General features: G+C 72.6%; 20 protein-coding genes and 1 riboswitch. Of the genes, 10 read left to right on the plus strand and 10 right to left on the minus strand.

Annotation, left to right across the window (positions count from 1 at the left end):
- Nucleotides 1–36: 36 nt before the first annotated feature.
- From purH to purN, 4 genes are all read right to left on the minus strand, one after another.
- A complete protein-coding gene (gene purH / locus NHG27_RS16980) occupies nucleotides 37–1,707 on the minus strand; it encodes a bifunctional phosphoribosylaminoimidazolecarboxamide formyltransferase/IMP cyclohydrolase (RefSeq protein ID WP_497017093.1) in 1,671 nt (556 codons plus the stop codon).
- A 46-nt stretch (nucleotides 1,708–1,753) separates the two neighbouring features.
- Nucleotides 1,754–1,841, minus strand: a riboswitch (ZMP/ZTP riboswitch).
- Nucleotides 1,842–2,021: 180 nt separating this feature from the next.
- Nucleotides 2,022–2,510: an SRPBCC family protein gene (locus NHG27_RS16985; RefSeq protein ID WP_497017094.1), complete on the minus strand. Its 489-nt coding sequence runs from the start codon at nucleotides 2,508–2,510 to the stop codon at nucleotides 2,022–2,024.
- Nucleotides 2,507–2,890 carry an ArsR/SmtB family transcription factor gene (locus NHG27_RS16990; protein ID WP_497017095.1) on the minus strand — a complete coding sequence of 128 codons (384 nt, stop codon included), beginning with the start codon at nucleotides 2,888–2,890 and terminating at the stop codon, nucleotides 2,507–2,509. The genes NHG27_RS16985 and NHG27_RS16990 overlap by 4 nt, the downstream gene beginning before the upstream one ends.
- Before the next feature lie 104 nt (nucleotides 2,891–2,994).
- Nucleotides 2,995–3,636 carry a phosphoribosylglycinamide formyltransferase gene (gene purN, locus NHG27_RS16995; protein WP_497017096.1) on the minus strand — a complete coding sequence of 214 codons (642 nt, stop codon included), beginning with the start codon at nucleotides 3,634–3,636 and terminating at the stop codon, nucleotides 2,995–2,997.
- Nucleotides 3,637–3,799: 163 nt separating this feature from the next.
- On the opposite strand from purN, the gene NHG27_RS17000 reads away from it, so the two are divergent.
- Nucleotides 3,800–4,366 carry a hypothetical protein gene (locus tag NHG27_RS17000; protein WP_497017097.1) on the plus strand — a complete coding sequence of 189 codons (567 nt, stop codon included), beginning with the start codon at nucleotides 3,800–3,802 and terminating at the stop codon, nucleotides 4,364–4,366.
- Between the two features lie 51 nt (nucleotides 4,367–4,417).
- Here NHG27_RS17000 and NHG27_RS17005 read toward each other — a convergent pair whose 3' ends face one another.
- The 4 genes from NHG27_RS17005 to pcrA form a co-directional block, all read right to left on the minus strand.
- Nucleotides 4,418–5,704, minus strand: a complete 1,287-nt coding sequence (locus NHG27_RS17005; RefSeq protein WP_497017098.1) for a cell division protein PerM — start codon at nucleotides 5,702–5,704, stop codon at nucleotides 4,418–4,420.
- Between the two features lie 172 nt (nucleotides 5,705–5,876).
- On the minus strand, nucleotides 5,877–6,764 hold the full coding sequence (sucD, locus tag NHG27_RS17010) for a succinate--CoA ligase subunit alpha (RefSeq protein WP_191789430.1): 888 nt from the start codon (nucleotides 6,762–6,764) through the stop codon (nucleotides 5,877–5,879).
- A 30-nt stretch (nucleotides 6,765–6,794) separates the two neighbouring features.
- The gene (gene sucC / locus NHG27_RS17015; protein ID WP_497017099.1) at nucleotides 6,795–7,967 is read right to left on the minus strand and encodes an ADP-forming succinate--CoA ligase subunit beta; all 1,173 of its coding nucleotides are present in this window, start codon (nucleotides 7,965–7,967) and stop codon (nucleotides 6,795–6,797) included.
- Nucleotides 7,968–8,235: 268 nt separating this feature from the next.
- On the minus strand, nucleotides 8,236–10,884 hold the full coding sequence (gene pcrA, locus NHG27_RS17020; protein ID WP_497017100.1) for a DNA helicase PcrA: 2,649 nt from the start codon (nucleotides 10,882–10,884) through the stop codon (nucleotides 8,236–8,238).
- 153 nt (nucleotides 10,885–11,037) lie between these two features.
- Between pcrA and NHG27_RS17025 the strand changes: the two genes are divergently transcribed.
- Nucleotides 11,038–11,421: a VOC family protein gene (locus NHG27_RS17025; RefSeq protein ID WP_193718743.1), complete on the plus strand. Its 384-nt coding sequence runs from the start codon at nucleotides 11,038–11,040 to the stop codon at nucleotides 11,419–11,421.
- A 138-nt stretch (nucleotides 11,422–11,559) separates the two neighbouring features.
- Nucleotides 11,560–12,162, plus strand: coding sequence for a GNAT family N-acetyltransferase (locus NHG27_RS17030; RefSeq protein ID WP_193718742.1), 603 nt, complete (start codon nucleotides 11,560–11,562; stop codon nucleotides 12,160–12,162).
- A gap of 124 nt (nucleotides 12,163–12,286) precedes the next feature.
- On the opposite strand, the gene NHG27_RS17035 is transcribed toward NHG27_RS17030, so the two are convergent.
- Both NHG27_RS17035 and NHG27_RS17040 read right to left on the minus strand, forming a co-directional pair.
- Nucleotides 12,287–12,769, minus strand: coding sequence for a DUF456 domain-containing protein (locus NHG27_RS17035; protein ID WP_497017101.1), 483 nt, complete (start codon nucleotides 12,767–12,769; stop codon nucleotides 12,287–12,289).
- Between the two features lie 211 nt (nucleotides 12,770–12,980).
- Nucleotides 12,981–13,331, minus strand: a complete 351-nt coding sequence (locus NHG27_RS17040; protein WP_193718740.1) for a hypothetical protein — start codon at nucleotides 13,329–13,331, stop codon at nucleotides 12,981–12,983.
- 373 nt (nucleotides 13,332–13,704) lie between these two features.
- Between NHG27_RS17040 and NHG27_RS17045 the strand changes: the two genes are divergently transcribed.
- From NHG27_RS17045 to NHG27_RS17075, 7 genes are all read left to right on the plus strand, one after another.
- The gene (locus NHG27_RS17045) at nucleotides 13,705–15,501 is read left to right on the plus strand and encodes a nitrite/sulfite reductase (RefSeq protein WP_497017102.1); all 1,797 of its coding nucleotides are present in this window, start codon (nucleotides 13,705–13,707) and stop codon (nucleotides 15,499–15,501) included.
- Nucleotides 15,498–16,403, plus strand: a complete 906-nt coding sequence (locus NHG27_RS17050) for a phosphoadenylyl-sulfate reductase (protein ID WP_497017103.1) — start codon at nucleotides 15,498–15,500, stop codon at nucleotides 16,401–16,403. Before NHG27_RS17045 ends, NHG27_RS17050 begins: the two co-directional genes overlap by 4 nt.
- A complete protein-coding gene (gene cysD / locus NHG27_RS17055; protein ID WP_193718737.1) occupies nucleotides 16,400–17,425 on the plus strand; it encodes a sulfate adenylyltransferase subunit CysD in 1,026 nt (341 codons plus the stop codon). Before NHG27_RS17050 ends, cysD begins: the two co-directional genes overlap by 4 nt.
- A gap of 41 nt (nucleotides 17,426–17,466) precedes the next feature.
- Complete coding sequence (locus NHG27_RS17060; RefSeq protein WP_497017107.1) at nucleotides 17,467–18,825, plus strand: sulfate adenylyltransferase subunit 1; 1,359 nt, start codon at nucleotides 17,467–17,469, stop codon at nucleotides 18,823–18,825.
- A 128-nt stretch (nucleotides 18,826–18,953) separates the two neighbouring features.
- Nucleotides 18,954–20,081, plus strand: a complete 1,128-nt coding sequence (locus NHG27_RS17065; protein ID WP_193718735.1) for an ABC transporter substrate-binding protein — start codon at nucleotides 18,954–18,956, stop codon at nucleotides 20,079–20,081.
- Between the two features lie 4 nt (nucleotides 20,082–20,085).
- Nucleotides 20,086–20,895: an ABC transporter ATP-binding protein gene (locus NHG27_RS17070; protein WP_193718734.1), complete on the plus strand. Its 810-nt coding sequence runs from the start codon at nucleotides 20,086–20,088 to the stop codon at nucleotides 20,893–20,895.
- Entirely contained in the window at nucleotides 20,885–21,973 is a 1,089-nt protein-coding gene (locus NHG27_RS17075; RefSeq protein WP_497017104.1) for an ABC transporter permease, read from the plus strand. The genes NHG27_RS17070 and NHG27_RS17075 overlap by 11 nt, the downstream gene beginning before the upstream one ends.

Genomic DNA, 21,973 nt, shown 5'->3' on the forward strand with positions numbered 1-21,973 from the left:
CCCCCCCCCCCCCCCGCCTGCTCGGCAGCGTCCGGGTCAGTGCGCGAAGTGGCGCGTGCCCGTCAGGTAGAGCGTGACGCCGGCAGCCCGCGCGGCGGCGACGACCTCGTCGTCACGGACCGAGCCACCGGGCTGGACCACGGCCTTGACGCCCGCGTCGAGCAGGACCTGCAGGCCGTCCGCGAACGGGAAGAACGCGTCGGACGCGGCCACCGAGCCGCGCGCACGCTCCTCGCCCTCGGCACCCAGGGTGTTGGCACGCTCGACCGACAGGCGGCACGAGTCGACGCGGTTGACCTGGCCCATGCCGATGCCGACCGCTGCCCCGCCCTTGGCGAGCAGGATCGCGTTCGACTTCGCGGCACGCACGGCACGCCACGCGAACTCGAGGTCTGCGAGCGTCTCGGCGTCCGCAGCCTCGCCCGTCGCGAGGGTCCACGACTCGGGGCTGTCGCCACCGTTCTCCGTCGCGGCGTCGATGCGGTCGACCTGCTGCATGAGCAGACCACCCGAGACGGGACGGATCTCGACGCCCGCGCTCGGGGCGCCGTCGACCTGGAGCAGACGGACGTTCTTCTTGCGCGAGAGGATCTCGAGCGCCTCGGGCTCGTACCCCGGGGCCACGACGACCTCGGTGAAGACGCCCGCGATCTGCTCCGCCGCAGCCGCGCTCACCACGGCGTTGGTCGCGATGACCCCGCCGTACGCCGAGACCGGGTCGGTCGCGTGGGCCTTGGCGTGGGCGTCCGCCACGTCGGTGCCGACCGCGACGCCGCACGGGTTGGCGTGCTTGATGATCGCGACCGTCGGGACGTCGCCGTGGTCGTGCGCGGCGCGCCATGCGGCGTCGGCGTCGACGTAGTTGTTGTAGCTCATGGCCTTGCCGTGGAGCTGGGTCGCCTGCGCGAGGCCCGTCGAGCCGTGGCCGTTGGTGTAGAGCGCCGCGCGCTGGTGCGGGTTCTCGCCGTAGCGCAGCACGTCGGAGCGGTCCCAGGTGGCGCCGACCCAGGCCGGGAAGCCGGTGCTCACCGTCTCGCCGTCGATCTCAGCGGCGTCCGTGGGCGCGACGACGCTGCTCATCCACGACGCCACCGCGACGTCGTAGGTCGCGGTGTGCACGAACGCCTGCGCCGCGAGAGCCTTGCGCTGCGCGTACGTGAAGCCGCCCGCCCGGACCGCGGCGATCACGTCGCCGTACGCGGCCGGGTCGACGACGACGGCCACGCTCGGGTGGTTCTTCGCCGCGGCGCGGACCATCGAGGGCCCGCCGATGTCGATCTGCTCGATCACGGCGTCCGGGCCGGCGCCCGACGCGACCGTGTCCGCGAACGGGTACAGGTTGACGACCACGAGCTCGAACGGTGCGATCTCGAGCTGCGCGAGCTGCTCGAGGTGGTCCTGCTTGCGGGTGTCGGCGAGGATCCCCGCGTGCACGCGCGGGTGCAGCGTCTTGACGCGCCCCTCGAGGCACTCGGGGAAGCCCGTGAGCTCCTCGACCTTGGTCACGGGGATGCCGGCCGCCGCGACCGTGGACGCGGTCGAGCCGGTCGAGACGAGCTCGACGCCTGCGGCGTGCAGTGCCGTGGCGAGCTCGACCAGGCCGGTCTTGTCGTAGACGCTCAGCAGGGCGCGGCGCACGGGACGCTGGGCGTCGTCGGCGATCTGGACCGTGCCGGGGGCGGGGGTGGCGTGGGGACGAACGGACATCGGAGTGCTCCTGTGGGTCGTCAGCGGGTCGCGGGAATACCGGTCACCCAGGCGCCCAGGCGGACGACGCACCAACAGGTCTCTCGGACGCTCCCCGGTGGTCGTTCCCACCCTCGCCAGTCGCGGCCGCCTCCGATCCTACCGCTCCCCGTCGGGGACGGTCCGTCGGTGTGCGGTCCGACGCCGGCGCGCACCCGGGGCCCGCGCCCGGGGGCCGTGCGCGCCGGAGGGTGCGTGGCGCCGTCGGGCCGGAGCGGTCCTCGAGGTGCGGGGCGCACCGAGAGACGCCCCGCACCTCGGCGGCAGGACTCGCGTCAGACCACGGCGCCCGACGCCAGCAGCTCGTCGAGGCGTTCGTAGCCCTCGCGCATGCCGTCGGCCATGCCCGAGCCGACCATGGCGTCACGGGACTCGACCGACTGGTGGACCGAGCGCGTGGTGATGCGGGTCCCGCCGCCCGGCAGGTCCTCGAACGTGACCTCGTCGAGGCTCACGTGCCCGGGGGCACCCGCGAACTCGAAGGTCTGCACGGCCCGGGTGTCCGGCACGACCGAGTGGAACGCGCCGAAGAACCCGTACTCCTCGTCGCCCGCGCGGTGGGCGTAGGCCCACGAGCCGCCCGTGCGGGCGTCCCAGTGGTCGAGGACCATCTCGTAGCGGCGCGGGCCGAGCCACTGCGTGACGAGCGTGGGGTCGGTGAAGGCCCGGAACACGAGGGGCCGCGGGGCGTCGACGTCGCGCACGACCTCGATGAAGGGGGTCCCCGGAGGGGCCGTGACGGTCGTGGGGTGCGTGCTGCTCATGACTGCTCCTTCGATGGGTCCGACGACGGTGCCTGGAGCCGCCCGAGGAGGGCGTCGAGCCGCCGGTACTGCCGCTCCGCGGCGAGCCGGTACTCGTCGATCCACGCCGTGAGCCGTTCGAGCGCGGCAGGATCGAGGTGGCAGGGTCGTCGTTGGCCGTCCCGGGTGCGGGTGACGAGGCCCGCGGTCTCGAGGACCTGGATGTGCCGGGACACGGCCTGCTTGGTGATGGGGAAGGGTGCGGCGAGCTCGTTGACCGTGGCCGGCCCCCTGGACAGCGTGGCGACGATGCTCCGGCGGACCGGGTCGGCCAGCGCGAGGAACGCGCGGTCGAGGTCGTCGTCGGTCGTCACGTCGTGGGGGTCGTCCGGGTGGGTCATGTCGGCCTGCTCGTCGTGATCAACAGTTACGTTTATCAACGTACTCGTTGACTATGTCGGGGTCAAGGGATCCCGGCAGCGGCACGCGACACGGCCCGAGCCCCTCAGCCCAGCAGCGCCCGGCGCCCCTCGACCCGCAGCCCCTCGCGGGCCGCACGCCCCACCGTCTCGACCAGCAGCGCCCGCTCGACGACCTTGATGCGCTCGTGCAGCGTCGACTCGTCGTCGGAGTCCTCCACGGTCACGGCCGCCTGCGCGACGATCGGCCCCGTGTCCACCCCGGTGTCGACCACGTGGACCGTGCAGCCCGTGACCTTGACGCCGTACGCGAGCGCGTCGCGGACACCGTGCGCCCCCGGGAACGACGGCAGGAGCGCCGGGTGGGTGTTGATCGTCCGGCCCGCGAAGCGGTCCACGAACGCCGGGCTCAGGATGCGCATGAACCCCGCGAGGACCACCAGGTCCGGCGAGAAGACCGCCACGGCCTCCGCGACGCCGTCGTTCCACGCGTCACGGTCCGCGAAGTCGCCCGGCGCGACGACGACCGACGCGACCCCGGCCTCCCGGGCCAGGTCGAGCGCCCCTGCGCCCGGCTTGTCCGTGACGACACCCACGACCCGCGCCCCGTAGGCGGGGTCCTCGTGCGCCGCGAGCAGCGCCGCGAGGTTGCTGCCCGCGCCCGAGACGAGGACGACGACCCGCGTCGCGCTCGTCGTGTCGATGGGCTGACCGGAAGGTGTGCGCACGGTGCTCCTCGGAGGCGTCGGCAGTGGGGGAGAATGAGGGCAGAAGAGCCAGGTACCACCCTAGTCCGCGCCGGGCGGGTACCGGTCAGCCCCTTCCGCCCCCGGACGGAGGAAGCGCACCGGCCCGCCGCGTCGCCGCCCGCGAACCACCGAGGAGCTGCCCATGGGCAACCCGTACGCGCCCCCACGTCCCGGCACCGAGAAGCCGACCGACGAGGCGCGGAAGCCCACCCCTCCCCCGGCCCAGGGGCCTCCCCCGGCACCCCGGCCCGCGGACGGCAGGGACGACCACCGGCCCTCCGGCCCCGGCGCCCCGGCGCCCGGCGAGCCGCCGACCCCGGTCGACCCCGACACGCTGCGGGCGACCACGCGTCAGGTCCTGCACTTCGGGCTGCTCATGCTGGTCACGATCGTCACGAGCTCGCTGGCCTTCCCGTGGCGGGTCGCGAGCCTCTTCTTCGCGGTCGTGACCATCGTGTTCGGGGTCCGCGCGATGCGCGCGGTGTGGCGTGCCCGCCTCGGCGGTGCGCTGCTGCCGGTCGTCGCGGTGGGACTGGGCCTGACCGCGACCATGTCGCTGTCGATGCTCGGCAGCCTCGCGATGTGGGACGTCGAGCTCGACAACCAGCAGTGCCTCGACGGTGCGATCACGGTCGCGGCCCAGCAGGAGTGCGCGGTGCAGTACGAGCAGGCGCGCGAGCAGTGGACCCAGGACCGCCTGGGCCGGTAGGCCCGGCGCCCGCCCCTGTCCCCTGTCCCCTGGCCCGTCGCCGGCGCGAGGTCAGCCGACGGTGTCCGTGCCGCCGTCGTGCGCGGTCTCGTCGCGGCGGTGCCGCACGCGCTCGGTGACGGCCGCCTTGCCCCACACGAGGGCGAGCGCCGCACCGCCCGCGACCTCGGCGGCGACGATGCCCCCGGCGAGCAGGGGCGGCGCCCCCACCTGGGCCATGCGCCCCGGCCCGACGGCGCCGCCCGCCACGGTCTGCAGCAGCACCACGAGCAGGCCGGCGGCCAGGGCGACACCCAGCACCGCGAGCCCCAGGTCGGCCCACCGGGCGCCGTGCCCGCCACAACGACGCCAGACGAACGCCCCGGCGACGACCCCCAGGACCACGACGAGCACGGGCGCGAACGATGCCAGGACGGTCGTCCACTCGGGGCCGGGCATCGCACCGAGGAGAGGGATCGCGGGCAGCGCGCCGGGCAGGGACGCGCTCGCCGTGAAGCTGCTGCCCTCGCCCACCACGAAGCCCGGTCCCGCGATCCACGAGCTCACCCAGAGCACGAGGTTCGGCACGACCGCGAGCTGGGAGACCGCCAGGATGAGGCCGCCGACCGCGCCCGGCGCGAGGCCGACGATGATGTCCCCCGACGTCGCACGGCCCGCGACGACCCAGACACCGGCCACGACGCTCGACAGCCCGACCAGGAGCGCCACCCCCAGCAGCCCGGCACGGGCCCCGAGGCGGACGACGGGCGGGACCCAGGGGTCGAGCAGGGCCGTCAGCTCACCGACGCGCGGGGCGTCGGGGCGTGCGAGGATCCCGGCCCCCAGGCCGACTCCCGCCACGACCGCGCCGCCCAGGGGGGCGAACAGGACGTCCCACCCCGGCGCCGACCCTGCGAGCAGCGCGATGACCAGCGTCGCGAGCGCGTACACCGCGACGCCGACCACCCACGACGACGTCGCGGTGTGCGCCGAGCGCCGCGCCGACGCGAAGCACGTGAAGACGACCAGGGCCGTGAGGCCGAGGGGCACGAGGGTGATCGACGTCCCGGCCGCGGCCAGCGGGACACCGTGGGCCAGGAGCCAGAACCCGGCGGCGACCGACACGGACTGCCCCCAGCCGCCGGTGTCCCCCTCCCCCGCCCCCGTCGAGGACGCGAGGAACGCCGTGACCGCCGGCAGGATCACCACGGCCAGCGAGAGCGCGAGCGCCTGGAGCGCGGCGACGAGTCCCGAGACCCAGCGGCGCGGTGCTTCGAGGGAACGTCGGGGCCGCGGGGTGGGCTCCTCGACCGTGCGGGGGGCCCGTCGCCCGGCGGCGGACTGCGTGGGCGTGGTCATGGTCTCCATCGTCGTCGATCGGTCGGCCCTCGTGCCGCAGGCCGGGCGGCGCGCCCGCGATCGGCACCCCGGCGACAGGCTCGCACCGGGAAGGACAGGGTACGCCGACGGCGCCCGGCCGCAGGGACCGGGCGCCGTCGAGCCGGCTGAGCGGGTGCTCAGCGGGGCGTGATCAGGACAGGATCTCGCGCATGAGAGCGGCGGTCTCGGACGGCGTCTTGCCGACCTTGACGCCCGCGGCCTCGAGGGCCTCCTTCTTGGCCTGCGCGGTGCCCGACGAGCCGGAGACGATGGCGCCGGCGTGGCCCATGGTCTTGCCCTCGGGAGCCGTGAAGCCCGCGACGTAGCCGACGACCGGCTTGGTCACGTGCGCCTGGATGTACGCCGCGGCACGCTCCTCGGCGTCGCCACCGATCTCGCCGATCATGACGATCGCCTCGGTGTCGGGGTCCGCCTCGAACGCCGCGAGGGCGTCGATGTGCGTGGTGCCGATGATCGGGTCGCCGCCGATGCCGATCGCGGTCGAGAAGCCGAAGTCACGCAGCTCGTACATCATCTGGTAGGTCAGCGTGCCGGACTTCGAGACGAGCCCGATCTTGCCGGGGCCCGTGATGTCGGCCGGGATGATCCCGACGTTCGACTTCCCGGGGCTGATGATGCCCGGGCAGTTGGGGCCGATGAGGCGGACGCCCTTGGCCTCGGCCAGGGTGAAGAACTCCGCGGAGTCCGCGACCGGGACGCCCTCGGTGATGATGACGGTCAGCGGCATGCCGGCCTCGATGGACTCGACGACCGCGGACTTCGTGAACGCCGGGGGCACGAAGATCACGGAGACGTCGGCGCCCGTGGCGGCGATGGCCTCGGCGACGGACCCGAAGACGGGGACGTCGACCGTGCCCTCACCCTTCGGGAAGGAGACCGAGGTGCCGGCCTTGCGCGGGTTCACGCCGCCCACGATGTTGGTGCCGGAGGCCAGCATGCGCGTCGTGTGCTTCTGGCCCTCCGAACCCGTCATGCCCTGGACGATGACCTTGGAGTCCTCGTTGATGAAGATTGCCATGTCTGTCTGTTTTCTCTCTCGGGTCTCGGGTCAGGAAGCGGCGTTGGCCAGCTCGGCAGCCTTGTTGGCGCCGCCGTCCATCGTCTCGGCCAGGGTGACGAGCGGGTGGTTCGCCTGGGCGAGGATCGCGCGGCCCTCTTCGACGTTGTTGCCGTCGAGACGGACGACGAGCGGCTTGTTCGCCTCGTCGCCGAGGATCGCGAGCGCCTGGACGATGCCGTTGGCGACCTCGTCGCACGCCGTGATGCCGCCGAAGACGTTCACGAACACGCTCTTGACCTGCTCGTCGTTGAGGATGACGTCCAGGCCCGCGGCCATGACGGCCGCCGAGGCGCCGCCGCCGATGTCGAGGAAGTTGGCGGGCTTGACGCCGCCGTGCTGCTCACCGGCGTACGCGACGACGTCGAGCGTGCTCATGACGAGGCCCGCGCCGTTGCCGATGATGCCGACCTGGCCGTCGAGCTTGACGTAGTTGAGGTCGTTCTCCTTGGCCTTGGCCTCGAGAGGGTCGGCCGCGTCCTTGTCCTCGAGCTCGGCGTGGTCCGCGTGGCGGAACCCGGCGTTCTCGTCGATGGTCACCTTGCCGTCGAGCGCGACGATCGAGCCGTCCTCGGTGCGGACCAGGGGGTTGACCTCGACCAGGGTCGCGTCCTCCTCCTTGTAGACGGTCCACAGCTTCTGGATGACGTCGGCGACCTGCACCTTGATGTCGTCGGCGAACCCGGCGGCGGCGACGATCTCGTCGGCCTTCGCCTGGTCGATGCCGACGGTCGGGTCCACGGGGACCTTGGCGAGCGCCTCGGGGCGCTCGACCGCGAGGACCTCGATCTCCATGCCGCCCTCGACGCTCGCCATGGCGAGGTAGGTGCGGTTGGAGCGGTCGAGGAGCACCGAGAAGTAGAACTCCTCGGCGATCTTCGCGCCCTCCGCGATCATGACGCGGTGGACCGTGTGGCCCTTGATGTCCATGCCGAGGATCTCGGACGCCTTCTCGGCGGCCTCCTCGGGCGAGTGGGCGAGCTTGACGCCGCCTGCCTTGCCTCGCCCTCCGACCTTGACCTGGGCCTTGACGACCACGGTCCCGCCACCGAGCTTCTCAGCGCCCTCGCGAGCCTCTTCGGGGGTCGTGGCGACCACGCCGCCCAGCACGGGAACCCCGTGCTTCTCGAAGATGTCGCGCGCCTGGTATTCGAACAGGTCCACCCTGTGTCGTCCTTCCATCTGACTGCCTGACCGGCTTACCGATGTCTCGACATCGAGACATCCCGTCACAGGGTAGCCCGGTGGCTGGCCGGGACCTACCCGGCAGCACCCCTGCGCCCCGCCCGGCGCTGTCTCGTTGGCCACATCCCGAGGGTCCGGGCGCGCTGCCCGGGGGTGGTCGCGGCACGCCTCCGCGGAGCGGCCGGGGCCCTCCCGGTCCCCCGCCCGGGCGGGCCGAGGCTCCGACGCGCGGGCCGGCGTCGGGGCCCTACAGCTTGGTCACGGGCGAGAACCGGAGCAGGAGCCGCTTGGTGCCGTCGGCCCCGAAGTCGATCTTGGCGACCGCGTTGGTGCCCGCGCCCTCGACCGCGACGACCGTGCCGAGCCCGTAGGCGTCGTGCGTGACCTTGTCGCCGATCGCGAGCGAGGGGATGTCCCCCTCCTTGCGCGGCGTCGCCGAGCCGAACTTGGGGCCGTCCGGGTTGGGCGTGACCGAGCGCGTGCGCACCTGCCCGTTGCGCGATCCCGAGGCCCCGGAGCCGTAGCCGCCGCCCGAGCCGCCGCGCGAGGAGCCCGACGACGATCCCCACCCGCCCGTGTAGCCGCCCGGCCCGCGCAGGGTCGCCATGGACGACTCCTTGCGGCGCCAGTCCCACAGGTCCTCGGGGATCTCGTCGAGGAACCGGCTGGGCGGGAACTCGTTGGCCATGCCCCACGCCGAGCGCACCGCGGAGCGCGAGATGTACAGCCGCTCCCGGGCGCGCGTGATGCCGACGTACGCGAGGCGTCGCTCCTCGGCGAGCTCGCTCTCGTCGTGCAGCGAGCGCATGTGCGGGAACGTGCCGTCCTCCATGCCGCTGAGGAACACCACGGGGAACTCGAGCCCCTTGGCCGTGTGCAGCGTCATCAGCGTCACGACGCCCGGGTCGACGACGGGCTTGCCCTCGTGCCCCTCGTCGTCGCTCGACGGGATCTGGTCCGAGTCCGCGACGAGCGAGACCCGCTCCAGGAAGTCCGTGAGCGTGCCCTCGGGCTCGAGCTCGGTGAACTCGCTCGCGACCGCGTGCAGCTCGGCGAGGTTCTCGACGCGCGAGCCGTCCTGCGGGTCGTCGCTGGCCCGCAGCTCGGCGAGGTAGCCCGAGCGGTCGAGGACCGCGCCCAGGATCTCGGCGGGCGTCGCGCCCGTGGCGTACAGGTCGAGCAGCCCGTGGAACAGCTCGCGGAAGCTGCGCAGCGGGTTCAGGGTCCGGGTCGTCATGCCCGGGATCTCCTCGGCGCGGTCGAGCGACGCGGCGAACGAGATGCGCTCGCGCTCGGCGAACGCCGCGACCAGGGCCTCCGCACGGTCGCCGAGCCCGCGCTTGGGCACGTTGAGGATGCGCCGCAGGTTCACGTCGTCGTCCGGGTTCGCGACGGCGCGCAGGTAGGCGATCGCGTCCTTGATCTCGCGGCGCTCGTAGAAGCGCGTGCCACCGACCACCTTGTACGGCAGGCCGACGCGGATGAGCACCTCCTCGAGCGCGCGGGACTGGGCGTTGGTCCGGTAGAAGATCGCGACGTCGCCCGGGCGCACGCCGTCCGAGTCACCGAGGCGGTCGATCTCCTCGGCGATGAAGCGCGCCTCCTCGTGCTCGTTGTCCGCGACGTAGCCGATGATCTTGACGCCCGCCCCCGCGTCGGTCCACAGACGCTTGGGCTTGCGGTCGATGTTCCGTGAGATCACGGCGTTCGCGGCCGAGAGGATGTTCTGCGTCGAGCGGTAGTTCTGCTCGAGCAGGATGGTCCGTGCGTTCGGGTAGTCGGCCTCGAACTCGAGGATGTTGCGGATGGTCGCGCCACGGAAGGCGTAGATCGACTGGTCGGCGTCACCGACGACCGTGAGCTCGCCGGGCGGGACGGTGCCGGGCGCCCACGTTCCGTCCTCGCTCTCCGGGGCGCCCGCTCCCGCGAGCTCGCGGACCAGGACGTACTGCGCGTGGTTGGTGTCCTGGTACTCGTCGACCAGCACGTGCCGGAACCGGCGGCGGTAGTGCTCCGCGACGGCCGGGAACGCCTGGAGGAGGTTGACCGTGGTCATGATGATGTCGTCGAAGTCGAGCGCGTGGGCCTGCGCGAGGCGGGCCTGGTAGCGCGAGTAGACGTCCGAGAGGACCTGGTCGAACGCGTTGGCCGAGCCGTCGGCGGCCGACGCGCCGCTCTCCCGCGCGTAGCGCTCCGGGTCGATCAGCTCGTTCTTGAGGTCCGAGATCTTGTTGGACAGCGTCCGCGCGGGGTACTTCTTCACGTCGAGGTTGAGCTCGCGGCTCACCAGCGTGATGAGCCGCTGGGAGTCCGCGGCGTCGTAGATCGAGAAGCTCGACTTGAGCCCGAGCGCCGCGGCCTCCTTGCGCAGGATCCGCACGCACGCCGAGTGGAACGTCGAGACCCACATGTACCGGGCCGCGGGACCGATGAGCGCCTCGACGCGCTCACGCATCTCCGCCGCCGCCTTGTTGGTGAAGGTGATCGCGAGGATCTCGCCCGGCCGCGCCCTGCCCGTCGCGAGGAGGTAGGCGATGCGGTGCGTCAGGACACGCGTCTTGCCCGAGCCCGCGCCCGCGACGATCAGCAGCGGGCTGCCGGCGTGCACGACGGCCTCGCGCTGCTGCGGGTTCATGCCGTCGAGCAGCGAGTCCGGGTCGATGTGCGAGAACCCGCCGGGGTGCTGCCCCGCCTCGTCCCGCCCGTCGCGGCGACCGTTCCCGTCGCCACCTGTCTGCTCGGACGAGCCGCGCCCGGTGCGGGCCTTCGCGCGGCCGGACGTGCCGCCGTCGGGCGCCTCGTCCCACCGCGGTGCGGTGGTCGGCAGGCGCGACGAGTCCCCGAGGGACGCGAGGTCGAATCCGGGCAGCGGCAGGTTCTCGAAGAGCGATGTCATAGCCCCACCAGCCTAGGCGTGCGCACCCACACTCCCCGCATCGGCACGCGTCCGCGAGGTCCCGGGGCCGGCGGCGCACCGATCACTTCTCCCCTCGGCCACGGTCACAGTGACGAGCCCCTGCCGGGCATCCACCCGCGAGAAGGAGAAGTCATGACCACGACGCACTTCACAGGACTGCACACCGTCGCGGTACCGGTGCGCGACCAGGACGCCGCACTGGCGTTCTACCGCGACACGCTCGGGTTCGAGGTCCGCATGGACGGCGACCTCCAGGAGGGCTTCCGCTGGATCGAGGTCGCCCCGCCCGGGGCCACGGTCTCGGTCGCCCTCGTGCAGGAGGGGCAGGGTCAGGACGCCGGGATCGACACGGGCATCCGGCTCGCGACGTCGGACGCCGCGGGCGACCACGCGACCCTCGGCGCCCGGGGCGTGCGCGTCGAGGAGCTCCTGCGGTGGGACGGCGTCCCACCCATGTTCTCGATGCGCGACCTGGACGGGAACGTGCTGTACGTGACGGAGATCTCGGAGGGCTGAGCCGGCCGCCGGGAAACCGCGGCCGTGCCGCCCCCAGCCGCCCTCCGCCGCCCTCAGCAGCCGACCAGTCCCCGGCCACCGGCAGACCACCATCAGGACCTCCGGACGGGGCAGCCCTGCGCCGGATAGTGTCGGAGCGTGAACGCCTTCGCCGACCCCGTGACCCTGACCGGTCCCCTCGTCCGCCTCGTCCCGCTCCGACCGGACCACCACGACGCGCTGGTCGAGGCCGTGCGGGACGGCGAGCTGTGGAACCGCTGGTACACCTCGGTCCCGACCCCCGAGGAGATGGCGGTGTACATCCAGGACAAGATCGCCGCGCGCGCGGCCGGTGCCGCCAACCCCTGGGTCGTGGTCCGCAACGCCGACGACCAGGTGCTGGGCGTCACGACCTACCTCGGGATCGACCCGCTCAACCGGCGGGTCGAGATCGGCGCGACGTGGCAGCGGGCCGGTGCGCAGGGCACGGGGGCCAACCCCGCCGCGAAGCTCCTGCTGCTCGCGCACGCGTTCGACGACCTCGACGCGATCGCGGTCGAGTTCCGCACGCACTTCCACAACCGCGAGTCACGCTCGGCGATCGAGCGCCTGGGCGCCAAGCTCGACGGGGTCCTGCGCAGCCACCAGATCGGGTACGACGGCACGCTGCGCGACACGGTCGTCTACTCGGTCACGGCAGCCGAGTGGCCGACCGTGCGCGTGGGCCTGGAGTACCGGCTGCGGGCGCGGCTCGAGCCCTGAGCCTCTGGGGGCTGACGCGAGCCTGCCGAGGAGCTGCTGAGGAGCTGCCGAGAACGGGGTTGCGGTCGTCCTGCCGCTCATCGCGACCGCAACCTCGTGCTCGGCACTGCGAGGCCCCTGCGGCTCAGGTCAGCGCGAGCCCGACGCCCCACGTCGCGGCCGCGAGCAGCCCGCCGAGGAGCTGGACCACGATCGTGATGCCCGTGGCCTGCAGCGCGGCGACCGTGGCCCGCCAGGCCGCACGGCGGTCCCGGCGGCGCAGCAGCTCAGCCACGAAGACCGCCGCGACGAACCCGACGAACAGCCCGACCACGGGGATGACGAAGAACCCGACCACGCCCGCGAGGCCACCCCAGGCGAGCGTCGACCACGGGACGTCGGCCCGGCGCATGTGCCGGCCGGCGAGCAGGAGCTGAGCCCCCTCGGCCGCGACGACGAACGTGAGGGCCACGGCGAGCACGACCCATGCCGCAGTGCCGCCCGTCATGATCGCCCACACCAGGATCGCCCCTCCGACGAGGGTGTTGCCCGGCAGTACCTGCACGACGATCCCGGCCAGACCCACCAGGATCACCAGGCCGACGACGATCTCTCCTGCGATGCTCACGGGAGACACCTTCGCACGTCCGTCGGGTCGGCGACGACGCGCCCTGGGCAGGACGGCGGGCGTGCACGGGACGCAGCGGCGGCCCGTCGGACGACAGAGCTCCCCGCACCCTCTGGGGCACGAGGAGCTCGTCGGTCCGCGCGGACCGAGGCCGGGGCGATCGACGCCGGGACCGGCAGGCAGGCCGGTGCCGGGCGTCGTCAGAGCTGGGTCAGACGAAGACCGCCACGATGATGTTGACCAGCGTGAGGCCACCGATCGAGTGCTTGAGCGCGGGCGAGATCTTGTCTCCCTGGCGCACGCCGATGAACGCGAGGACCGCGATGATCACGGCGATGACCAGCTTGATGCCGATCTTCATCATGCTGGGACCCCCGTCGTCCCACATGCCGCTCATCTCGGCCACGCCCACCATGAGGATGCCCGCGACGGCAGCCGTCGCGGCACCGTGGAAGACGCCCTTGTTGAGCGCGGCGGTCTTGAGCGACACGAAGTAGCCGCCGAGGACGATGGCCCAGCCGACGAAGTGCAGGACCGCGAACACGTTGTAGACGATTTCCATGGCACCATCCTAGTTTGCTGACGCGACTGTCGGAAAAGCTCCGCGTGTTGCCCGCCCGGCGGTTCACGGCCAGAACCTGAGACACCCATCCACCATGCGGACAGGGGGTGTTCATTCACCCGCTGCCTCTGTAGCGTTCCCGCCATGACCACGGCAGCGCACCTCCTCCTCGTGACGGCACGTCACGGGTCGACGGCCTGCGCCCGCAACAGCTCCTGCTGTTGTTGTTGACCCGCGCCTGACTCAGCCCGAGCCGTCCTCGCCGACCGCTCGCCACCTTCCTGAGCCAAGGGCGCGCGTGGTCGGCCCTCAGCCCCCTCGTTCCTGCTGAGCCCTTCGGCCCGCGTGCCCACGTCCCCCCACGAGGAGCACGATGACGCCGCCGAACACCGCCACTGACGCGACCCCGGTCGCCGGTCAGCAGGCCGGCAGCAGCACACCCGCCGGCGAGCCCGCACCGCAGGCGCCCGACGCCGCCGCGCCCCCCGCGCGTCCGGCCCGCCCCGCACGCGCGGCCCGGCCCAACGGCCAGTGGGCCGTCGACGGCAAGGAACCGCTCAACGGCAACGAGAAGTGGAAGCAGGAGGACGGCGGCCTCTCGGTGCGCCAGCGCATCGAGGACGTCTACTCGCGCGAGGGGTTCGACTCCATCACGGGCGACGACCTGCACGGACGCTTCCGCTGGTGGGGCCTGTACACGCAGCGCAAGCCCGGGATCGACGGCGGGCGTACCGCACAGCTCGAGCCGCACGAGCTCGAGGACAAGTACTTCATGCTCCGCGTCCGCATCGACGGCGGCGCGGTCACGACCGAGCAGCTGCGCGTCATCGCCGACATCTCGCGCGACTTCGGCCGCGACAGCGCCGACATCACGGACCGCCAGAACATCCAGCTCCACTGGGTCGAGGTCGAGGACGTCCCCGAGATCTGGCGCCGGCTCGAGTCCGTGGGCCTGCAGACGACCGAGGCGTGCGGCGACGTGCCGCGCGTCGTCCTGGGCAGCCCCGTGGCCGGGATCGCGGCCGACGAGCTGATCGACCCCGCCCGGGTCATCAAGGAGATCACCGACAAGTACATCGGCGTCCCCGAGCTCGCGAACCTTCCCCGCAAGTTCAAGACCGCCGTCACGGGCCACCCGTCCCAGGACGTCGTCCACGAGATCAACGACGTGGGCTTCGTCGCGCTCGAGCACCCCGAGCTCGGCGTCGGGTTCGACGTGTGGGTCGGCGGCGGTCTGTCCGCGAACCCGCGCCTCGGCGAGCGCCTCGGTGCGTTCGTGACCGAGGAGCAGGTCGCCGACGTGTGGCACGGGGTCGTCCAGATCTTCCGCGACTACGGCTACCGTCGCCTGCGGAACAAGGCCCGCCTGAAGTTCCTGCTCGCCGACTGGGGGCCCGCGAAGTTCCGCGAGGTCCTCGAGACCGAGTACCTCGGCTACGCGCTGCCCGACGGCCCGCCCGCCCCGCAGCCCTCCCAGCCGGGGGACCACGTCGGCGTGCACAAGCAGAAGGACGGCCTCAACTACGTCGGCGCGGCCCCCTACGTGGGTCGCGTCTCCGGCAGCATCCTCGCGGCCGTCGCGGACCTCGCCGAGTCGGCAGGGTCGCGTCGGGTGCGGTTCACCCCGCACCAGAAGCTGCTCGTGCTCGACGTCCCGGACGAGCACCTCGAGCGCGTCGTGTCCGGGCTCAAGGAGCAGGGTCTCGACGCGAACCCCAGCCCGTTCCGCCGCAGCACGATCGCGTGCACGGGCATCGAGTACTGCAAGCTCGCGATCGTCGAGACCAAGGGCGCCGCGACCCGCGCGATCGACGACCTCGAGAAGCGCCTCGGCGACCTCTCCGCGATGAAGCCGCTCTCGCTGCACATCAACGGCTGCCCCAACTCGTGCGCCCGCATCCAGACCGCCGACATCGGGCTCAAGGGGCAGCTCGTGATGGACGACGACGGGAACCAGGTCCCCGGGTTCCAGGTCCACCTGGGCGGCGGCCTGACCTCCGACGACCGCGCCGAGGCAGGCCTCGGCCGGACCGTGCGCGGCCTCAAGGTCACCAACGACGACCTTCCCGAGTACGTCGAGCGCGTCGTGCGCCAGTTCGAGAAGGAGAAGGACGGCACGGAGAGCTTCGCCCAGTGGGCGCACCGCGCGGACGAGGAGTCGCTGCGATGAGCGCCGCGACCACCGCACCGGGCGACGGCGCGCACCCGACGGGCGCTGCGTCGTCGGGCACACCGGTCACCACACCGGGCAACGACCCGCTCGCCGCGCTGCGCGCCGCCGCCAAGGCCCGTACCGAGGCCCGCGCCGCGTCCCGGGCTGCCCACGCCGCCCGGCGGGCCGCGAGCACCCGGCCCAAGCGGTCAGCCGCTGAGCTGCGCGCGATCGTCGAGCGCGGGCAGGCCGAGCTGCACGGCTCCGGTCTGGGCGCCACCGACGAGGCGACGGCCGAGCAGGTCGTCGCGTGGGCCGTGCGCGAGTTCGGCGACTCGATCGCGGTCGCGTGCTCCATGGCCGACGCGGTCCTGCCGCACGTCGTCGCGCAGCAGGCGCCCTGGGTCGACGTCCTGTTCCTCGAGACCGGCTACCACTTCCCCGAGACCTCGGGCACACGCGACGCCGTCGAGCAGCAGATGGAGGTCACGATCGTCGACGTCCTGCCCCGGCTCACCGTCGCCCAGCAGGACGAGGCGCACGGCAAGGACCTCTGGTCACGGGACCCCGCCGCGTGCTGCGCGATGCGCAAGGTCGAACCCCTGACCCGCACGCTCGGCGGGTACGAGGTCTGGGTCACGGGCGTGCGCCGCGACGAGGCCCCGACCCGCACGAGCACCCCGCTCGTGACCTGGGACGAGAAGAACGGGCTGGTCAAGATCAACCCGCTCGCCGCCTGGTCCTTCGACGACCTGCTCGGCTACGCCGCCGACCACCAGGTGATCCTCAACCCGCTGCTCAACGACGGGTACCCGTCGATCGGCTGCGCGCCCTGCACGCGCCGCGTCGCCCCCGGCGAGGACCCGCGCGCAGGCCGCTGGGCCGGGCTCGACAAGACAGAGTGCGGGCTCCACGCATGAGCGCCGCGACCACGCACCACCGGACGGTGCACACCGACGTGCCGGACGACCACCCCACGCACCCCGACGAGAAGAGCGACGCCTTGACCGCCCCCCTCGCCCCACCTGCCTCCCCCACCTACCGCCTGACCCAGCTCGAGTCCCTCGAGTCCGAGGCCATCCACATCATCCGCGAGGTCGTCGCGGAGTTCGAGCGCCCCGTGCTGCTGTTCAGCGGCGGCAAGGACTCCGTGGTCATGCTGCACCTGGCGACCAAGGCGTTCTGGCCCGCCCCCGTGCCGTTCGCGCTGCTGCACGTCGACACGGGTCACAACTTCCCCGAGGTCCTGGAGTACCGCGACGCCACGGTCGAGCGCCTCGGCGCCCGCCTCGAGGTCGCGAGCGTCCAGGACTACCTCGACGACGGGCGCCTGCTCGAGCGCGCCGACGGCACGCGCAACCCCCTCCAGACCCAGCCCCTGCTCGACGCCATCACGGGGCACAAGTTCGACGCCGTGTTCGGCGGCGGCCGCCGCGACGAGGAGAAGGCCCGCGCCAAGGAGCGCGTCATCTCGCTCCGCGACGAGTTCGGCCAGTGGGACCCGCGCAACCAGCGCCCCGAGCTGTGGAACCTGTACAACGGTCGCCACCGCCCGGGCGAGCACGTCCGCGCCTTCCCGCTCAGCAACTGGACCGAGCTCGACATCTGGCGCTACATCGCGGCCGAGAAGATCGACCTGCCCAGCCTGTACTACGCGCACGAGCGCGAGGTCTTCGAGCGCGACGGCATGCTCCTCGCCGTCGGGCCGTACTCCCGGCCGCGCAACGACGCCGAGGCCGCGGACGTGCGCACCGAGACCGTCCGCTACCGGACCGTGGGCGACATGTCGTGCACGGGCGCCGTCGAGAGCACGGCCTACACGGTCGACGACGTCATCACCGAGGTCGCAGCGACCCGCATCACCGAGCGCGGCGCCACGCGCGCCGACGACCGGATCTCCGAAGCCGCCATGGAAGACCGCAAGAAGGAGGGGTACTTCTAGTGAGCGCCGCCACCACGCACCCGCTGCCCGACGAGACCACCCTGCCCACCGGGACCGCCGGCGAGCCCCAGGTCCTCCCCACGAGCACCCTGCTGCGCCTCGCGACCGCCGGCTCGGTCGACGACGGCAAGTCGACGCTCGTCGGCCGGCTCCTCTACGACTCCAAGTCCGTGCTCGCCGACCAGCTCGACGCGGTCGAGCGCGTCTCGCGCGACCGAGGCCTCGCGACGGCCGACCTCGCCCTGCTGACCGACGGCCTGCGCGCCGAGCGCGAGCAGGGCATCACGATCGACGTCGCCTACCGCTACTTCGCGACCGCCAGGCGCTCGTTCATCCTGGCCGACTGCCCCGGGCACGTGCAGTACACGCGCAACACCGTGACCGGCGCGTCGACGGCCGACGTCGTCGTGCTCCTCATCGACGCCCGCAAGGGGCTCCTGGAGCAGACGCGCCGCCACCTCGCGGTCGCGAGCCTCCTGCGCGTGCCGCACGTGATCGTGGCCGTCAACAAGATCGACCTCGTCGACTACAGCCAGGAGCGCTACGAGGAGCTCGCCGACCAGATCCGCGAGGCCGCGGCCTCGCTCGGCGTCGCGCACGTCCTCACGCTGCCCGTCTCAGCGCTCGAGGGCGTCAACGTCGTCGACCGCTCGGGCGGACCGGACGGCAAGACCCCCTGGTACGACGGGCCGAGCCTGCTCGACCTGCTCGAGGAGCTCCCTGCGGCGCAGACCCCGGACACCGAGGCGTTCCGCTTCCCCGTCCAGGTGGTCCTGCGTCCCCAGGGCGCGGCGCTCGAGGAGCGCTTCCGCGACTACCGCGGGTACGCCGGGCAGATCGCCTCGGGCGTGGTCCGCGTGGGCGACGAGGTCGTGGTCCTGCCCAGCGGGAAGAGGACCACGGTCGAGGGCATCGACACGGCCGACGGCACCCTCGCCGAGGCGTTCGCCCCCCAGTCCGTGACGATCCGCCTCGCGGACGAGATCGACATCGCCCGCGGCGACCTCCTCGCGGCCGCAGCCGACGCCCCGCAGGTCACGCAGGACATCGAGGGCACCGTCGCGTGGCTCAGCGACAAGACCCTGCGTCCCGGCACGCGCGTGCTGCTCAAGCACACGACCCGGACCGTGCAGGCCGTGGTGCGCGACGTCGTCGGGCGCCTCGACCTGGACACCGCCGAGCTCGAGCCCGCGGAGACGCTCGACCTCAACGACATCGGGCGCGTCACGCTGCGCCTCGCCTCCCCCGTCGCGGCCGAGGAGTACGTCACCTCGCGCCGCACCGGTGCCTTCCTCCTGATCGACGGTCAGGACGGCGGCACCCTCGCAGCAGGAATGGTCGGAGACGCCCTGGCGGCCGTGCGATGTCCTTCGCAGCGTCCCGTGCAGTACGCGATCTGAGGTCCACCCGACCACCGCAGGCGGGGCCCGGACACCGGGCCCTCGGATCGCGCACCGCACGGATCGGCGCTGCCGGGACACGACACGTCCACCGCCAGGCAACCACCGACCCTTCCGAAGGAAACTCCATGAACACCTCGTCCCGCCCGACCCGCACCACCCGAGCCGGCACGTCCCGACGCTCCACGCGGGCGCGCTCCGCCGTCGCCGCGCTCGCCGTCGCGCCGCTGCTCCTTCTCGCCGCCTGCTCGACGGGCACGTCAGACGCCGCCGACGGCCCGGCCGCGTCGTCGGGCCCGGCCGAGGAGCTGCGCCTCGGCTACTTCGCGAACGTCACGCACGCCCCCGCGCTCGTCGGGGTCGCGGGCGGCCAGTTCGAGGAGGCCCTGGGCGACACCACGCTCTCGACCCAGGTCTTCAACGCCGGTCCCGCCGCGATCGAGGCCCTCAACGCGGGCGCGATCGACGCCACGTTCATCGGCCCGAACCCCGCGATCAACAACTTCGTGAAGTCGGGCGGCGAGGCCGTGCGCATCGTCGCGGGCTCGACGTCGGGGGGCGCACAGCTCGTCGTGCGCGAGGGCATCGACACCGCGGCCGACCTCAAGGGCACCAAGATCGCCTCACCCCAGCTCGGAGGGACCCAGGACGTCGCGCTGCGCGCCTGGCTCACCGAGAACGGCCTCGAGAACGACATCCAGGGCGGAGGGGACGTCGCGGTCACCCCGACCGAGAACGCACAGACCCTCACGCTGTTCCAGAACGGCGAGCTCGACGGCGGCTGGCTGCCCGAGCCCTGGGCCTCGCGCCTCGTGCTCGACGCCGGCGCCCACGTCCTGGTCGACGAGAAGGACCTGTGGGACGACGGTGAGTTCCTCACGACGCACCTGATCGTCCGCACCGACTTCCTCGAGGAGCACCCGGAGACGGTCGAGGCGCTCCTGCGCGGCGAGGTCGCGGCGATCGACTGGATCGGCGCCAACCCGGACGACGCCAAGACCCTCGTCAACGGCGAGATCGAGAAGATCGCCGGCAAGCCGCTGTCCGACGCGGTCCTGGACCGCGCCTTCACCAACATCACGTTCACGACCGACCCGCTCGCGGGCACGCTGAACACCCTGCTCGAGGACGGCGTGACCGCCGGGACCACGACCGAGGCGGACCTGAACGGCATCTACGACCTGAGCCTCCTCAACAAGGTGCTGAAGGAGGCCGGTCAGCCGACCGTCTCCGCCGCAGGTCTCGGCAAGGAGTAGCACCATGACCACCACGTCCCCCGCCCGCACGGGCACCCCGTCCGGCCTCGGAGAGGACGCCGTTCCGACGACCGGTGTCCGCCTGCGCGGCGTGTCCAAGCGGTTCTCCCCCGACGGCGCCCCGGTGCTCGAGGGGATCGACCTGGACATCGCGCAGGGCGAGTTCGTCTGCCTGCTCGGAGCCTCCGGCTGCGGCAAGTCGACGCTGCTCAACATCGTCGCGGGTCTGGAGCGCCCCACCACGGGGGACGTGGAGGTCGCCGGGGGCGGCGCGGCCCTGATGTTCCAGGAGTCCGCGCTGTTCCCCTGGCTCACCGCGAGCCGCAACATCGAGCTCGCCCTGAAGTTCCGCGGCGTCCCGCGTGCGGAGCGTCGTGAGCGGGCCGCGGAGCTGCTCACGCTCGTGCGGCTCGACGGCTCGGGCGACAAGCGCGTCCACGAGCTCTCGGGCGGCATGCGCCAGCGTGTCGCGCTCGCGCGCTCGCTCGCCCAGGAGCGGGACGTCCTGCTCATGGACGAGCCCTTCGCGGCGCTCGACGCCATCACGCGCGACCTGCTGCACGACGAGCTCGAGCGCGTCTGGGAGCAGACCGGGCGCACCATCGTGTTCATCACGCACAACGTCCGCGAGGCCGTACGGCTCGGGCAGCGCGTGCTGCTCATGTCCTCGCGCCCCGGACGCATCGTGCGCGAGTGGGACGTCGACGTGTACGGCGCGGACGAGCAGCGCAGCATCGAGGCCGCCGCCGCGTCGCGCCTCGCGACCGAGATCACCAACGACCTCCGTGAGGAGATCCGCCGCCATGCCGTCTGAGACGTCGAAGACCGCCGAGACCCTGCCCCCGCGCGACGAGGCCCCGTCGGGGACGGGTGCGCCCGGCCCTGCTGCGCCCGGCACGGGTGCGCCCGGTCCCTCCGCGAGCGTGCCCCGCGAGGCGGGCGCCGCCGTCGGGCACGCCAAGGACGTCGGCGACATCGAGGCGGGGCTCGACGCCCTCCAGACGACCGTCGCCCCCACCACGAGCCGGTGGGCCAAGGCCTGGCGGGCCGTCTATCCCCCCGTCCTCGCGATCACGCTCCTGCTCGCGGTCTGGCAGACCCTCGTGTGGCTCGAGGTCCAGCCCATCTACAACCTGCCCGGACCCGAGCAGGTCTGGACGGCCGTCACGCGCGCCGCCGAGTCCGGCACGCTGTGGCAGGCCCTCGGCACGAGCCTCGAGCGCGGCATCCTGGGCTTCCTCGCGGCCGTCGCGATCGGTACCCCGCTGGGCGTCGTCGTGGCGCGCGTGCGCTGGGTCCGCGTGTCGTTCGGGCCCATCATCACGGGCCTCCAGGTGCTGCCGTCCGTCGCGTGGGTGCCCGCGGGCATCATCTGGTTCGGGCTGTCGGACGCCACGGTGTACTTCGTGATCCTCATGGGTGCGGTGCCCTCGATCATCAACGGGATCGTGTCCGGTGTGGACCAGGTGCCGCCGCTGTACCGGCGCGTGGGTCAGGTCCTGGGCGCGGGCCGCTTCCAGATGATCAAGGACGTGATCCTGCCCGCGGCGTTCCCCGGCTACCTCGCGGGACTCAAGCAGGGCTGGGCGTTCTCGTGGCGCTCGCTCATGGCCGCGGAGATCATCGCGGTCGGCGGCGGGATCGGGTTCGGCCTGGGCGCGTTCCTCCAGCAGGGGCGCGAGCTGTCCGACATGGCGCTGGTCTTCACCGCGATCCTGCTGATCCTCGTGGTCGGCATGGTCATCGAGCTGCTCTTCTTCGCACCCGTCGAGAAGACCATGCTGCGTCGCCGCGGCCTGGCTCCGGAGACGTCGGGGGCGGCGTCGACCGGCAAGGGCTCGGGGTGGCTGCTGCGCCGGCGCGAGCTGGCTGCCGCCGCTTTCGGGCGATGA

The organism is Oerskovia sp. 140933, assembly GCF_059651515.1.